Source organism: Acinetobacter sp. UBA1496 (assembly GCF_002324975.1).
Taxonomy (GTDB): Bacteria; Pseudomonadota; Gammaproteobacteria; order Pseudomonadales; family Moraxellaceae; genus Acinetobacter; species Acinetobacter variabilis.
In genome coordinates, this window is sequence record NZ_DCRI01000022.1 from 13,535 (window position 1) to 27,487 (window position 13,953).

Genomic DNA, 13,953 nt, shown 5'->3' on the forward strand with positions numbered 1-13,953 from the left:
AGGAAGCGTCTGCTTCCTGAACTGTATTATTTATTGTGCTGGGGCTTTATTTGCGGTAGTCATCTCTGGATATTGCGAACGCCAGCGTTCCAGTTGCTCCTGGGCATGTAGATATTTGCCTAGACCTTTTACATTTTCACTGGCTTCATTCACAGTAGTGACCTGAGATTTCGAACTATTCACCAGTTTTTCCTGATGTTCCCAGTATTGATACATTAAACCCTGAATATAACGGCCCTGTTCAGTTTTCAGCTCCAGATCTTTGAGCATATTTAGCGAAGACTGGACATGATCGCGTTGACGTTGCTGGACAAATTCCGGAGTCAGATTGTCATCATTGCGCATGCCATTGAGCTCAGCTTCCAGATCCGCGCTCATTTCCTGAAAACGTTCTTCATAGTCATTCAAGACAGCAATATCATGGGGATCATCTTCCGTTTTAGGGAAGTTTTTCACGGGTCCAGTTTTCAATTCCTGCATGATTTCCTCTGATGCAGAGTCTTCTGTTGCTTGCTGTTCTACAGATTGTGAACTTTTCTGGTCACAGGCCATCAAAAACATGGCAGCAGTGAAAAGTGCAGTTCGTGACATCAATTGAATGGTGTGCATGATTGAATCCTGTTCCTAATTATTTTTCTTGAATACATAAACATAGGTAATATAAGGGAAATTAATCATATCTTCTGCACCCTTGTCCGTATAGTTTTTGATAATTTGTTCGAATTGCTGCTTGAGCTGCTGTTGCTGTTCTTTTGGTAGTGCGGCAATAAAGCTGGTTGACAATAAGCGTTTGGAAACTACCTGCTCGACAGGGCCATGCTGCAGCTGGCGCATTTGCGTTTCAGCATAAGGCTGAAAGAGATTCTGTTCTTCAAATACTTTACGCCAGGCACCACTATGATAGCGTGGTGTATCGCCTTCCAGTGGTGCAATATAATCTGCCAGGGCTTTGACCCAGTCGACTGTAATATCTCGTTGGTTCCAGACCAGTACCAGAAAGCCTTGAGGTTTAAGTACCCGATCTAGCTCCTTTAAGGTTTCCAGATTGGAAAACCAGTGAAATGACTGTGCACAAAACACGGCATTCACGCTATGATCGGGCAGGGGAAGCTGGTGGCTCATCCCTTCTAGGGTATGAATATCCGGATGTGCCAGTTTTAACTGGGCCAGCATTTCAGGGACAGGATCAATGGCGGTGATGTGGCTGCTGAGTGGAAGCAAATAGGGAATAAATTTACCTGTTCCTGTTCCCAAATCGACAAGATCTGCATCTACAGGCAATGACAGTGTCTCGGCAAGCCATGGGCTAAGATCTGCCGGATAGTCAGGGCGTACCTGCTGATAAAGCTCAGCCGCTGCACTAAACCCCTGTTGAGCTGCAGGATGCAGTGATTGTGTCATATTTTGCGCTTTTTAATCTTTTTCATCGATATAAAATAGCATATTCACTTTTTCGGCCCTATTCATTGAGTGAATTGTTGCCGAAAAGTTAGATTCACCAGCACGGGAAAGTTATGGATAAGCAGATTGTTTTTGAAGATGAGCATATACGCGCAATTTTTATGCCGGGGTCATCTTCAGAATTGATTTTTTCATTTGGAGATTTGATTACCCGTGCCAAGGGCTTGAGCATCAATGCCGAAAAATCATTAGCGAAATTTGAATTTAATGTTTTGGGAATCATGCCCAAACAGAAATCCTGGTTTCCCAAAAGTTCCATGTGGAACATGTTGCAAGCGATTGCTGAGCTGATTGCGCCGTTTCAGCAGCGCATTGCCTATGGTGGTTCTATGGGTGGCTATGCCGCGATTAAATATTCCAATCTGCTGAATGTTCAGCGTGTGGTCGCGATGGTGCCGCAATATTCGATCGATCCGGAAGATGTCGAAGATGCCCGCTACAACATGTTTTACCAGCCCGAGCTAAATGAGGGCATGCGGATTGAGGCAGAAGATGTCAGTCCGGAACGGGAATATATTCTGGTTTATGACCCGTATTGTACCGAAGACCGGGCACATTACCTGAAACTGGAAGCCGTACTTCCGCAGCATCATGTACTGCATCTGCCATTTACTGGCCATGATGCCATCGCTGTTCTGGCCAGCTCCGAGCTGCTGTATGACTTTTTATTGCATGAATATGATGAAAGTTATTTCTACCAGAAAATGCGTCGGGTCAAGAAAAACAGCAAGTTCTATTATCGCAAGGTGATTGAGAATATCTTGCCGAGGCATCGTTTTGCTTTAGGACGTATCCTGAAAAATAATGATCTGCTGCTGGATACCCAGTTTTTTGATGCAGCGCAAAAACAGGTGATTTTGCGTGAATTGCTGAGTAATAAACAGGTCGATCAGCAGGATCTGCTCAAGCTTGGGATTCACGTCAATCTGCCGCAGGAAAAGCGTCAGTTATTGCTGGATGCCTATGGTCATGCGCTGGTCTTTAATGTCATCAGCAACAAGATCGAAAGCTATACCGGTGATGCGATTGCACTGAACCATAAATTCCTGATTCCGATTTATGCCAAAGGTAATGGCTTGCTGACCATTAACCTAAATGATGAGCGCTATCTAGTAGTGATGAATGACCGGCATATCATGAAACTGGTCAAGGAGCAGGATGAATTAAATGTAGGCATGCATCCGATTATCATGAAACGCTATGCTGATTTTTATATGTTCAGCTATAAGCATCTAAATTTGCATACAGATGAATACGGCGCTTCCGGTTTCGTTGACGCAAGTGACAAAAATACACAGTTTGTGACACGAAGTGAAATGAACTAACGAAAAATTTTTCTAAAAAACAAATACTTGACTTATGTTTGCTAAAGGCTAATATGGTCTTAGGCGGTATGATAAATAGTCACACCGCTCCCGGTTGTTTATATGACAAGGGAGTAAATATATGCAATCCATACGAGTTACGAGTATTTGTTTTATTCTTGGACTGATGCTGCCTAATTTTGCACACGCGGAAAGTGTGCATCCTGCAATGATCTTGCTCAGTTCTTCTCTTATTTTTCTGATCTTTCTCAGTGTATATGTGATTTATAAGGTGCGCCGTTCTTTGCGTAACCATATTGATAAGTCTGTAGATTAACCACTTCTGACAGTAAGTTGCTTGAAAACCCTGCAGGACTTGTTTTAAATGGCAATCAAAATAAATTGTCAAACAAGGTTGAGGGTAGCGCCATGAAAGCCGCTTATTTAGATTATGCTTCTTTAGACCAACAGGATTTGGACTTTCAGGCACTTCATGCAGTATTTGATCAGCTGCTCTTATACCCGGCCACATCGGCTACAGAGATTCAGTCCCTTGTGGCCGATGTCGATGTCATCATTACCAACAAAGTCATGATTGACGCGGCAACCATCCAGCAATGTCCTCAACTGAAACTGATCCTGATTTCTGCCACAGGCACTAATAATGTCGATCTGGCTGCGGCCAAGGCACGTGGTATTGTGGTGTGTAACTGTCAGGCTTATGGTACCTCTGCTGTCGCTCAGCATACCCTTATGCTGATGCTCACTCTGGCCACTTCATTTCTGACTTATCAGCGTGCAGTACAGCAGGGTGAATGGCAAAAGGCCAGCCAGTTCTGTCTATTAGGTGCGCCAATTGTAGAATTGGCAGGTAAGACCTTAGGTATTGTTGGTTATGGTGAACTAGGTCATGCTGTTGCCAGACTGGCAGAAGCCTTTGGCATGAAAGTATTAGTTGCCGCTTTGCCCAACCGTCCGGCAGATGACTCACGTATTCCATTTGCCGATTTATTGCCACAAGTGGATTTTTTAAGCCTACATTGCCCTTTAACGGAAGATACCCGTCATTTAATCAGTCATGCTGAACTGGATGCGATGAAACCAAGCGCATTTTTAATTAACTGTGCACGTGGTGGAATTGTCGATGAACAGGCGTTGGCTCAGGCCTTACGCGAAGGCAAAATTGCCGGTGCTGCGACGGATGTGCTTACCGTGGAGCCTCCGAAAGAGGGCAATGTATTGCTCGACGCCTCAATTTCTAACCTGATTGTTACACCGCACAATGCCTGGGGCAGTGTCGATGCGCGTCAACGCATTGTGGATCAGATGGTGGAAAATGTAGCAGCCTTTAAGCAAGGTCAGCCCATCCGTCAGGTAAATTAAAAATTATTAAATAAAAACTAAATGCTGATCGAATTCGATCAGCATTTTTTTCGGTTTTCTGGCGTAATATATTTATCTAATAGTTTTAAAAATTCACTCTGAACCAGTGCAGACCGGGGGTTAAATATAATTTCCTGATAGACGCGCTTAAATTCGGGTACCCGTTCATCGGGACGCTTGTCATAAGATGTTCGATAATGGGTTTCAAACATATAAATCAGATGATTCTGCGAGAAATAGGTAGTTCGATAGCTATAAATATCATCTCCCTGAGCCCCGATTCTTAATTTACACATATCCTTGATCCGATACAGGTCGGCATTATTGCCAGAGGCGGGTCTAAATTATGCTTGATCAAGGTTTTGAATATGCTGGATTTTTTCGCCTTCGGTTTTGTGGTTATAAGAGGCAGCCCTAGACAGGCTCGGGATGGAAGATAATTCATCATCAATCGCAGCAATTGAGGTCACGGTTTCACCTGAAACCAGTAAAGTGATGTACAGGATGGCTACGCCACACAGAATGCCGACGATAAAGCTGAAAAGAATTTTTCTCATTTTTATTATCTTCTTATGATTTTATTTGAGCTCAGTCTAAAGAAAGGCTCAACTATCTTCAATGCTTAAAAGAAAAAGCCCGTAATGGGCTTTTTTCAATGCGATGATTTAGAGATCATCTACTGCATAACTGGTCGCTGCATCGGAACTTGATTGGGGTTGTGATACCGATGAATTTTGAGTTGCGGTAGATGGCTGACTCAAAGGTTGCTGCACGATCGGCGCCTGTTGTGAATTGCCGCGCCAGACTTCCCGAGTTTGCTGAATTTTCTGACCCGTTTGCTGTGCTGCCTGAGTCGCACCCTCATCTACTTTCTGGATGGTATCTGATGCCACAGACTTGGTATTGCCCCAGGCACGGTCTACACCCGGTTTGATTTTGGCAATGCCTTTTTCAGTGACTTCACCTACTTTTTCAGCGGTATTGATGACACCTTCCTGTGCTTTATAGGCAAACACATGCAGCAGGTTCGGATTCTCACCATAAGGCGCAATCGGTTTGGTGGTCTGAGTGGTTTCGGTCTGTGCAAATACAGGTGCGCAGAACATTAAAGCTGTCGTTAAAATAATTGGGGTTTTGATATTCATTATGGATCGACCTCGAATTCGTCAAAGAGCGGTCTGAGTTTGGTTTTCAGTGTAACGGATAATCAGCCAAAAACAATGAATAAGCTGTGAAGAGAGTATAGGTTCAGCGTAGTATGATGCGAGGATTTTATAATTTTTAAGGGGAAGAAGAAATAGGTCAAATCAGAAGAAAGATTAAATTTCTATTCATTCAAATAAATAGCCCCATTTTCAAAAAAACAGGGCGATCTATTTAGTCACATTGTGTCAGGGCATCTTTAGCAAAATGATTGCGCAGAGTCACAAAGTTCTTTTGTACCGCCGCATCATGCAGGTCAAATTTTTGTGCTGTGCTGGTTCCGTCGCGTTGGAAAGTGGCTGAACCGGCATCAATCAGGGTCAGTCCTTTAAATGACCATTGTTCAACTGAACGGTTGTTGCCGATGTCGCCAGTAAATTCAATCACGCATTTGTCGAGGAATTTGGTCAGTTTCGCCTTATTGTTGGTTGTTTCTGGAATAACTTCGAGATTTTGTACTTCCTGTAATACACCCAGTTCCAGTTGTGGAATGGTGGGTTGAGATGTACATGCTGTAAGTGCGATACCCGCAAGAGTCGTCATAATGAGTGTTTGAAATTTCATGCGCTTCTTTCTTGTTGAGTGTTGTTAGGGTGAGTATATGAAATATATAGGGATATGCCTATAGCAATTGATTCTAGTATTAGATTCATTACTGAGTTACTAAATAGTGATTCACTTCGTCAAAAGTATTTTCTTCTTCAAGAATCCCTAAACTTATTAGGGGAGAATTTGATAGTAAATGATTAGTCTTAATCAGACTTATAAATTTTTCATCTAATGGAAAAATGTCATAATCAGAGCGGTAAGCATTAATATGCTCTGAATTAAATTTTTTATAATTATTTAAAATATATAATTGAATATAAATGACTACAATAATTGTGGAGGCTCTAAAGAGAGTTGAAAAGTATAAGGCTTCTTCATGATCTCCTGTAAAATCCGGATTGGGAACTACTTTTATTTTACCATGAGCTAATAAGTTTCTAATATTTGTCAAAAGATAAAAAGATGTTGATACATGATTTGAGGCTTCCTTATTATTAATAAATTTTTCAATCTTTTGATCGTTTAAGTAATTTAGCTGTAATCCTCTTTTTATAACAGCTATGTATTTTTCACAATATTTTTCCGTATATATTGGATAGCTATCTATTGAGTATTTTTCTATATTGTTTCTGAACTTAGGTATGTCAGGTTGATATTGATTTTCTTTTTTAGGAGCTATGTATTCTAGAATGTTATATAAATACATGAAGCGCGTAAGTTCCAGCATATACTTTTCATAATATTTATCATCTTCTCTGTTGAATTCATATAGATCGCATAGATAAGTTTCTAGTTCTTGATGTTCATAACTGTCAAATTTGATATCTGTTAATGCTGAGGCTAGCCTTGACCAAAGAGCTATATGTTCTAATTCTTCGATAGATTCAAGGACAAACCTTAAGTTTGTAATAGCCTGTCGTATATTGTTGTTATTTGAGAAACATATTAGGCAAGATTTATTAATTTTTTTCATATGATTTTTAAAAAGAAAACCCCACTAATTTATAGCGAGGTTTTCATTAACTTACAAGAAGTTATAACTTAGTGCTGTAACACTGAAATATCTGCAACTTTAGTGAACAGATCACGCAACTGAGCAAGTAGACGTAAACGGTTTACTTTTAGTTCAGCATCATCAGCCATCACCATTACGCCGTCAAAGAATGCATCTACTGGCGCACGCAGGGCAGCCAATGCAGACAGCGCAGCAGTGTAATCTTTAGAAGCAAACAGCGGCTCAACCACCGGTGTGATTTTTTGCAGTTCAGCGAACAATGCTTTTTCAGCATCTTCCACCAGATTGGCTTCAACCACAGCACCTTCAGGTGCAGCTTCTTTTGCAAGAATATTCGCCACACGCTTATTCGCAGCAGCAAGTGCAGCAGCTTCAGGCAATGCACGGAAGTGATTTACCGCATTTACACGTTTGTCAAAATCAAGTGGAGATTTTGGTGATAACGCTTGAACTGCTTGAATCACGTCAACATCAACGCCTTGGTCTTCGTATTTCGCACGGTAACGACCTTCAAGGAAGGTAACCGCATCTGCCAGAGTCTTGTCGTGGTCTTTCAATACATCGCCATACGCAGCTAGAGCAAGCTTAATTAGATCTTCAATTGATACATCAAGTTCGTTTTCAGTGACCAGACGCAGGATACCAATCGCAGAACGACGTAGCGCAAACGGGTCTTTAGAACCTGTAGGTGCCTGACCAATACCGAAAATACCAGTTAAAGTATCTAGACGATCCGCAAGCGCAATCGTTGTACCAGTTTTGGTTTTAGGCAGAACGTCACCTGCGAATTTAGGTAAGTATTGCTCACCTAAAGATTCAGCCACTTCATCATTTTCGCCTTCAAGACGTGCGTAGTAAGTACCCGCGATGCCTTGAAGTTCTGGGAATTCACCCACCAGCTCAGAAGTTAAGTCACATTTAGCGAGAAGAGCCGCTTTTTTAGCATCTTCATCTTTTGCTCCCGTAATCGGAGCAAGTGCGACAGCCAGTTTGGCAATACGTTCAGACTTGTTCCACAAAGTACCCAGTTGTGCCTGGAATACCATGTTTGCCAGTTTCTCTTTACGAGAAGCTAATGGCTGTTTCTGGTCTTGCAGGAAGAAGAACTCAGCATCTGACAGACGCGGACGAACCACTTTCTCGTTACCTTCAATAATTTGAGTCGGATCTTTAGACTCAATGTTTGAAACGGTAATGAAGTAAGGCTGTAATTTGTTTTCAGCATTCACCAGACAGAAATACTTCTGGTTATCCTGCATGGTAGTGATCAGGGCTTCTTGAGGAACGGTAAGGAAGCGTTCTTCAAAGCTGGCACGTAAAGCTACCGGCCATTCAACCAGAGCAGTGACCTCGTCGCGAAGATCAGCAGGAACAATCGCAATCGCATTCACTTCATCTGCTAATGCTTTTACTTGCTGATCAATGATCGCTTGACGCTCCTCAAAAGATGCAATCACTTTCGCAGCGCGAAGGGCATCCAGATACGCATCTGCATTGGTCAGGATAATCGCTTCAGGCGCATGGAAACGGTGACCATAAGTCACGTTACCTGCTTTGTGATCCTGAATGTTTGCATCAATCACATTGCTGTCTTTTAACAACACAACCCATTTCACCGGACGAACAAATTCGGTACGGCTAGCAGCAGAACGCATGCGTTTTGCGATTGGCAATTGATCCAGAGCATGTTGCAGGATTTGTGGCAGTAAAACGTCCAGACTTTGGCCTTTGACATCTTTCAGGTAGCAGACTTTTTCAACTTTACCGGCTTGGAAAGTAGAAACCTGATCAACCGTAATGCCTTGACCGCGCATAAAGCCTTCAAGCGCTTTAGTCGGTTTACCTTCAGCATCATAAGCAGCTTGAACAGCAGGGCCGTCAAAACGTTTTTGCGTATCTGCTTGAGCAGCATCAACGTTGATGATTTTTAGTGCCAGACGACGCGGTGCTGCATAAGCTTCGATTGCGTCGAAAGCAAGACCGGCATCTTTTAAGCCTTTTTCAGTTTCAGCTTTTAAAGCGTCACGTAATTTTTTCAGGCTTTTTGGTGGAAGTTCTTCACAGCCAAGTTCAAATAAAACTGTATGTTTAGACATTATTTGTTCTCCGCTGATTTTTCTGCTTGAGCCGCTTCTGCTTCAACTTGTGCTTTAAGCTGAGCCAGGACTTCGTCACGTAGGTGAGGTTCTGCCATTGGGAAACCAAGTTTCGCACGTGCAGCCACATAGCTAGTCGCGATTGAACGTGCCAGAGTACGAACACGCAGGATATAACGCTGACGTTCAGTCACAGAGATCGCACCACGCGCATCCAGCAGGTTAAAGCTGTGTGATGCTTTAATTACTTGCTCATAAGCAGGCAATGGCAGTTCAGCTTCGATTAAACGCGTTGCTTCAGCTTCGTAGAAGTCGAACAGTTCGAACATTTTTTCTACTGGTGCATATTCGAAGTTATAAGTCGATTGTTCTACTTCATTTTGATGGAACACATCGCCATAAGTCACAGTACCGAACTGACCTTTGGTCCAAACCAAGTCATAAACCGAGTCTACACCTTGCAGGTACATGGCCAGACGTTCCAGACCGTAAGTGATTTCACCAGTAACTGGGTAGCATTCAACACCACCGACTTGCTGGAAGTAAGTGAACTGAGTCACTTCCATACCGTTTAGCCAAACTTCCCAGCCTAGACCCCACGCGCCCAGTGTTGGAGATTCCCAGTTATCTTCCACGAAACGGATGTCGTGAACTAAAGGATCAATACCGATTGCCTTTAAGGAATCCAGGTACAACTGCTGGATATTGTCCGGGTTTGGCTTAAGCACAACCTGGAACTGGTAGTAGTGTTGCAGACGGTTCGGGTTCTCACCATAACGGCCATCTTTCGGACGGCGTGATGGCTGAACATAAGCGGCATTCCAGGTTTCAGGACCTAGTGCACGAAGGAATGTTGCAGTGTGGAATGTCCCTGCACCCATTTCCATGTCGTAAGGCTGTAACACGACGCAGCCTTGCTCCGCCCAGTAGTTTTGTAAGGCAAGAATTAAGCCTTGGAAGGTATCAATATGCGATATGGCGCGACTCATGGTCATCCACTTAAAATTAGAGAAAAATTGTGCTTGATTATAAGGATTTTACAGGGGAGTGGCAAAGGGTTAATACGCTGAAAATATTTTGGAAAAAATTAAAATGGTCTTCATTCATGCCAGATTTTGCGCGGCTTTGCTGCAATTTTATGCTGGAATAGCAATGGGGTGAGATCTAAAAATCAGGAATAAATCAGATGTATAGCATCCTGGTCACTGAAGCGCAATAAAGTTAAACTGATCTCATACGATTGGGGTCTTAGAATTAGTTTAATCTTCACACAATATAATAATGCCTAATAATAAGGAACTTCATGGCCACTTACCAAATTCAGTGCCATTTAAAATACAAGATTGTGCAACCTACCGAATTTATTTTTATGGTTCAGGTCGCCCATCATCCCGATCAGAATATTCTCGAAGAACAGCTCACCATGAATATGCCGGTCAAGTGGCATCAATTTCGGGATGCTCAGCATCAAAACCGCCATATCCGGTTGCAACTCGAGCCCTGTGAAGCATTTGAACTGAATTATAGCGCGACAGTTACCCGTCAGCCGTGCATTCCGGTTGATCTGAGGCAAAATCTGAATGAAGTCAAAATTCCAGACCTGCCGGATGAAGTACTACCTTATTTGCTGGCCAGCCGCTATTGCAATTCAGATTTAATACTTGAAATGGCGAAACGTTCATTTGGCTGGATGACACCCGGCTATACGCGTGTAAAAGCCATTGAACAGTGGATTTATAACAATATTTTTTATGTCTCTGGCTGCTCTGACCAGTTTACGACTGCAACAGATGTACTGGTCCACCGGGCAGGGGTATGCCGTGACTTTGCCCATTTAGGTATTGCACTATGCCGTGCTTTAGGAATTCCGGCACGCATGGTGGTCGGTTATGTGGAAATTGAAAAATTTTTACCCGATTTTCATGCCATTTTTGAAGCCTATCTGGAAGGAGGATGGGTGCAGTTTGATCCGACCCGTTTGGCTCCGGTTGACGAGCTGATTCGCATTGGCACCGGGGTAGATGCCGGAGATGTGGCCTTCTCAACCTATTATGGTCAGGTCGAACTGCTCAAAATCGAACCTCTGATTAAACCTGATTCTCATAGCGAAGCTAAGGCTAAAATCACCTGACATGAATTATCTCATTGAAAATTCTATGAGGGATTGAACCGTAAAAGAGGACTAGATGGATGGCTGTCGCCTAGAGAGAGATTTAGATTTTTAAACAGCATCCATTTAAGTGTAATTAAAAGATATAAAATGAATACATCTTTAAAGCGACTAGTTTTATAATGCGCAAAATCTGTAAACATTAAAATCAGGCGCGCCGTGTTCCATTCCAATCTCGACTGGCTCAATACCTTAAAACCGAATTTTAAAGTTCTTCCACTCAAAGACCGTTTACTCTGCGGTATTGGGGCACTACTGGGTCTCACGGTATCGTCATTACTGAGTTTATGGATTCTGGGGGATTTTGAAGCCTGGTATATCGCGCCGATGGGGGCGTCATCTGTGCTGCTGTTTGCGGTTCCGGCCAGTCCCTTGGCACAGCCCTGGAATATTCTGGTAGGTAATACTATTGCTGCTGTGGTGGGTGTGACCTGTGCCTTGTTTATTGCCAGTCCGACCGAAGCTTTTAGTCTGGCAGTGGCATTAGCAATCATTTTAATGATGACCACAGATTCCCTGCATCCACCGAGTGGTGCTGTGGCTATTACAGCGGTACTCGGCGGCAATGCGGTGCATGAACTCGGCTATGCTTTTGTTTTCTATCCGGTGCTGCTGAATTCGATTTTATTGATGGTGATTGCTATCGTCTTTAACCGAATGATTGGCAAGCATTATCCGCAGCAGGCGCAATTAAATACCCGTTCCAAAGATCCGACCCCGACCCAGAAAGTCACCATTCAGCCACAGGATATTCAGGAAGTACTGGATCAGCAAACCGAGCTGCTGGACATTAGTGAATATGACCTGCAAAAGATTATTCTGGAAGCGCAGGACCGAGCCAATGCCCGTGCGGTCAACCAGTTTACCTGTCAGGACATTATGACCAAAGACGTGGTGACCCTGCATGCCAATGATGATATTCAGCATGCACTGGACAAGTTTAAGCAAATGAACCTGATGAGCCTGCCAGTGGTTAATGCGGAAGGCAAGCTGGTGGGGACGCTGGCCATGTATCAGGTGGTAGAATGGTTTAAACGTGCTGCAGATGTGCGCAGCAGCTGGGAACATCAGGTCAAACATATTATGACCCGCAAGGTAGTTACTGTGCAGCCATTACAGCCGATTCAGGATCTGGTGCCCTATTTTGTGGAGCGTTCCTTTAACTATATTCCGGTGGTGAGTGAACAGCGTCTGGTCGGAATTATTAGCCGCGCAGATATCATCGCTGCCCTGAATCAGGAACTGAACCATTTTAAAATGAGAACTTAAGAACTCTTATATAAATAATTCTGAAAAAAGCACCCTTGGGTGCTTTTTTATTTGGAATCTGGATTTATCTCAACTTAGATAAAGAACCAGTAAATAAACAGGGAAACCAAGAAAATACACATGATATTCAGGACAAAGCCGACTTTCATCATTTCACTTTGCTGAATATGACCAGTCCCAAATACAATGGCATTCGGTGGTGTCGCCACAGGTAGCATAAAGGCACAAGAAGCACCGATCCCGATCACAATCACCAGAATCTCTTTAGGCATACCCATCTGGTCGGCAATGGCGGCAAAGACCGGAACCAGTAAGGCAGCCGAGGCAGTATTACTGGTAAATTCAGTCAGGAAGATGATGAAGGTTGCCACCACAAAGATAATCACGAGAGGAGAGGAGTCACCGAAAGCATTCGCCAGCGTCTGACCTAAGACCAGAGAACTCCCTGAATCCTTCAAGACAGCACTTAAGGTCAAGCCGCCACCAAACAGGTAGAGCACACCCCAATCGGTATTTTCAGCAACCTGTTTCCATGTAGCCGTACCCAGAATCACTACCATGCAGGCCGCCAGAATCGCGATCCAAGTATCGGGCTGTGAAATGCCGAAATTTTCAGTCAATTTTTTGCTGAAAATCCAGGCAGTCGCGGTACAAAGGAATAAAATCATGGTGGCAATACGGGTCGTGGTCCAGGGAATATTTTCGGTGACAAAATTCACCTTATGATTTAGTTTTGGACGCAACACCAGATACAGACTGATCAACATTGCTGGCAGGATAATGAACATCATTGGCAGGCCGACTTTCATCCAGTCAGCAAAGTCATAACCGAGGGCTTTGGCTGCAATCGCATTTGGTGGAGAACCAACGATAGTGCCCAAGCCACCAATACTGGCCGAATAGGCAATCCCAAGCAGAATAAACACAAAGGTTTTACGATCTTTTTCAACATCCAGATGCGAAAGTAAACCCAGCGCTAGGGGCAACATCATGGCTGCGGTGGCGGTATTGGAAATCCACATCGACAGTGCAGCAGTCACTAAAAAGATAGCCAGTACTGACGCACCGAGATGTCCACCGGAAAGCGAGATAATCCACGTGGCAATTTTCTTGTCCAGTTTCTGGATATGCAACGCCGAGGCCAGGGCAAAACCACCAAAAAACAAGAAGATGGTGGGATCTGCGAAAGTGGTGAGTGCTGCTTGTGTGGTAATTGGTTCCAGTTCATCGCCTTTGGCCATGGGCATGGCGAGGACGACGGCCAGTATAGGTATCAGCAGGGCAGTAATGGTGATATGAATCGCTTCGGTCAGCCATAAAATGGCGATAAAGGTCAGTAAGGCCAATCCCTTATTGGCATTTTCGTCATAAGGCAAAATATGATACAAGCCATAAGAGACCACTGCAGCGATCACAATTAAAATCCAGCCCTTTCGAATTCCTTTTGGCATGGCATCAGTCGGGGTGCGTAAAGGGTCGTTCATACAACCTCCTTGCTCAACT

At 43.6% G+C, this 13,953-nt stretch carries 14 protein-coding genes; 5 read left to right on the top strand and 9 right to left on the bottom strand.

Annotation, left to right across the window (positions count from 1 at the left end):
• Window positions 1-30: 30 nt before the first annotated feature.
• Complete coding sequence (locus B3143_RS02110; protein WP_104426662.1) at window positions 31-609, bottom strand: hypothetical protein; 579 nt, start codon at window positions 607-609, stop codon at window positions 31-33.
• Window positions 610-624: 15 nt separating this feature from the next.
• Window positions 625-1,401 carry a class I SAM-dependent methyltransferase gene (locus tag B3143_RS02115; RefSeq protein ID WP_104426661.1) on the bottom strand — a complete coding sequence of 259 codons (777 nt, stop codon included), beginning with the start codon at window positions 1,399-1,401 and terminating at the stop codon, window positions 625-627.
• Between the two features lie 113 nt (window positions 1,402-1,514).
• Between B3143_RS02115 and B3143_RS02120 the strand changes: the two genes are divergently transcribed.
• The 3 genes from B3143_RS02120 (at window position 1,515) to B3143_RS02130 (ending at window position 4,148) form a co-directional block, all read left to right on the top strand.
• Window positions 1,515-2,786: a hypothetical protein gene (locus tag B3143_RS02120; protein ID WP_104426660.1), complete on the top strand. Its 1,272-nt coding sequence runs from the start codon at window positions 1,515-1,517 to the stop codon at window positions 2,784-2,786.
• Window positions 2,787-2,907: 121 nt separating this feature from the next.
• On the top strand, window positions 2,908-3,102 hold the full coding sequence (locus tag B3143_RS02125) for a hypothetical protein (protein WP_034169824.1): 195 nt from the start codon (window positions 2,908-2,910) through the stop codon (window positions 3,100-3,102).
• Window positions 3,103-3,194: 92 nt separating this feature from the next.
• Complete coding sequence (locus B3143_RS02130) at window positions 3,195-4,148, top strand: 2-hydroxyacid dehydrogenase (protein ID WP_104426659.1); 954 nt, start codon at window positions 3,195-3,197, stop codon at window positions 4,146-4,148.
• Between the two features lie 344 nt (window positions 4,149-4,492).
• On the opposite strand, the gene B3143_RS02135 is transcribed toward B3143_RS02130, so the two are convergent.
• The 6 genes from B3143_RS02135 to glyQ form a co-directional block, all read right to left on the bottom strand.
• Window positions 4,493-4,705 carry a hypothetical protein gene (locus tag B3143_RS02135; RefSeq protein WP_228203548.1) on the bottom strand — a complete coding sequence of 71 codons (213 nt, stop codon included), beginning with the start codon at window positions 4,703-4,705 and terminating at the stop codon, window positions 4,493-4,495.
• Window positions 4,706-4,813: 108 nt separating this feature from the next.
• On the bottom strand, window positions 4,814-5,293 hold the full coding sequence (locus tag B3143_RS02140) for a hypothetical protein (protein WP_104426658.1): 480 nt from the start codon (window positions 5,291-5,293) through the stop codon (window positions 4,814-4,816).
• A 232-nt stretch (window positions 5,294-5,525) separates the two neighbouring features.
• Window positions 5,526-5,915, bottom strand: coding sequence for a hypothetical protein (locus tag B3143_RS02145; RefSeq protein WP_104426657.1), 390 nt, complete (start codon window positions 5,913-5,915; stop codon window positions 5,526-5,528).
• Between the two features lie 88 nt (window positions 5,916-6,003).
• Window positions 6,004-6,873, bottom strand: a complete 870-nt coding sequence (locus tag B3143_RS02150; protein WP_104426656.1) for a hypothetical protein — start codon at window positions 6,871-6,873, stop codon at window positions 6,004-6,006.
• 68 nt (window positions 6,874-6,941) lie between these two features.
• Window positions 6,942-9,011, bottom strand: coding sequence for a glycine--tRNA ligase subunit beta (gene glyS / locus B3143_RS02155; RefSeq protein ID WP_104426655.1), 2,070 nt, complete (start codon window positions 9,009-9,011; stop codon window positions 6,942-6,944).
• Complete coding sequence (glyQ, locus tag B3143_RS02160) at window positions 9,011-10,000, bottom strand: glycine--tRNA ligase subunit alpha (protein ID WP_005232423.1); 990 nt, start codon at window positions 9,998-10,000, stop codon at window positions 9,011-9,013. The genes glyS and glyQ overlap by 1 nt, the downstream gene beginning before the upstream one ends.
• 314 nt (window positions 10,001-10,314) lie before the next feature.
• Between glyQ and B3143_RS02165 the strand changes: the two genes are divergently transcribed.
• Together B3143_RS02165 and B3143_RS02170 are read left to right on the top strand one after the other, a co-directional pair.
• The gene (locus B3143_RS02165) at window positions 10,315-11,142 is read left to right on the top strand and encodes a transglutaminase-like domain-containing protein (protein ID WP_104426654.1); all 828 of its coding nucleotides are present in this window, start codon (window positions 10,315-10,317) and stop codon (window positions 11,140-11,142) included.
• Between the two features lie 198 nt (window positions 11,143-11,340).
• Window positions 11,341-12,450 (top strand): HPP family protein, encoded by a 1,110-nt coding sequence (locus tag B3143_RS02170; RefSeq protein ID WP_104426653.1) that lies wholly within the window; start codon window positions 11,341-11,343, stop codon window positions 12,448-12,450.
• A gap of 74 nt (window positions 12,451-12,524) precedes the next feature.
• Here B3143_RS02170 and B3143_RS02175 read toward each other — a convergent pair whose 3' ends face one another.
• On the bottom strand, window positions 12,525-13,934 hold the full coding sequence (locus B3143_RS02175; protein ID WP_286739337.1) for an SLC13 family permease: 1,410 nt from the start codon (window positions 13,932-13,934) through the stop codon (window positions 12,525-12,527).
• Window positions 13,935-13,953 lie beyond the last annotated feature (19 nt).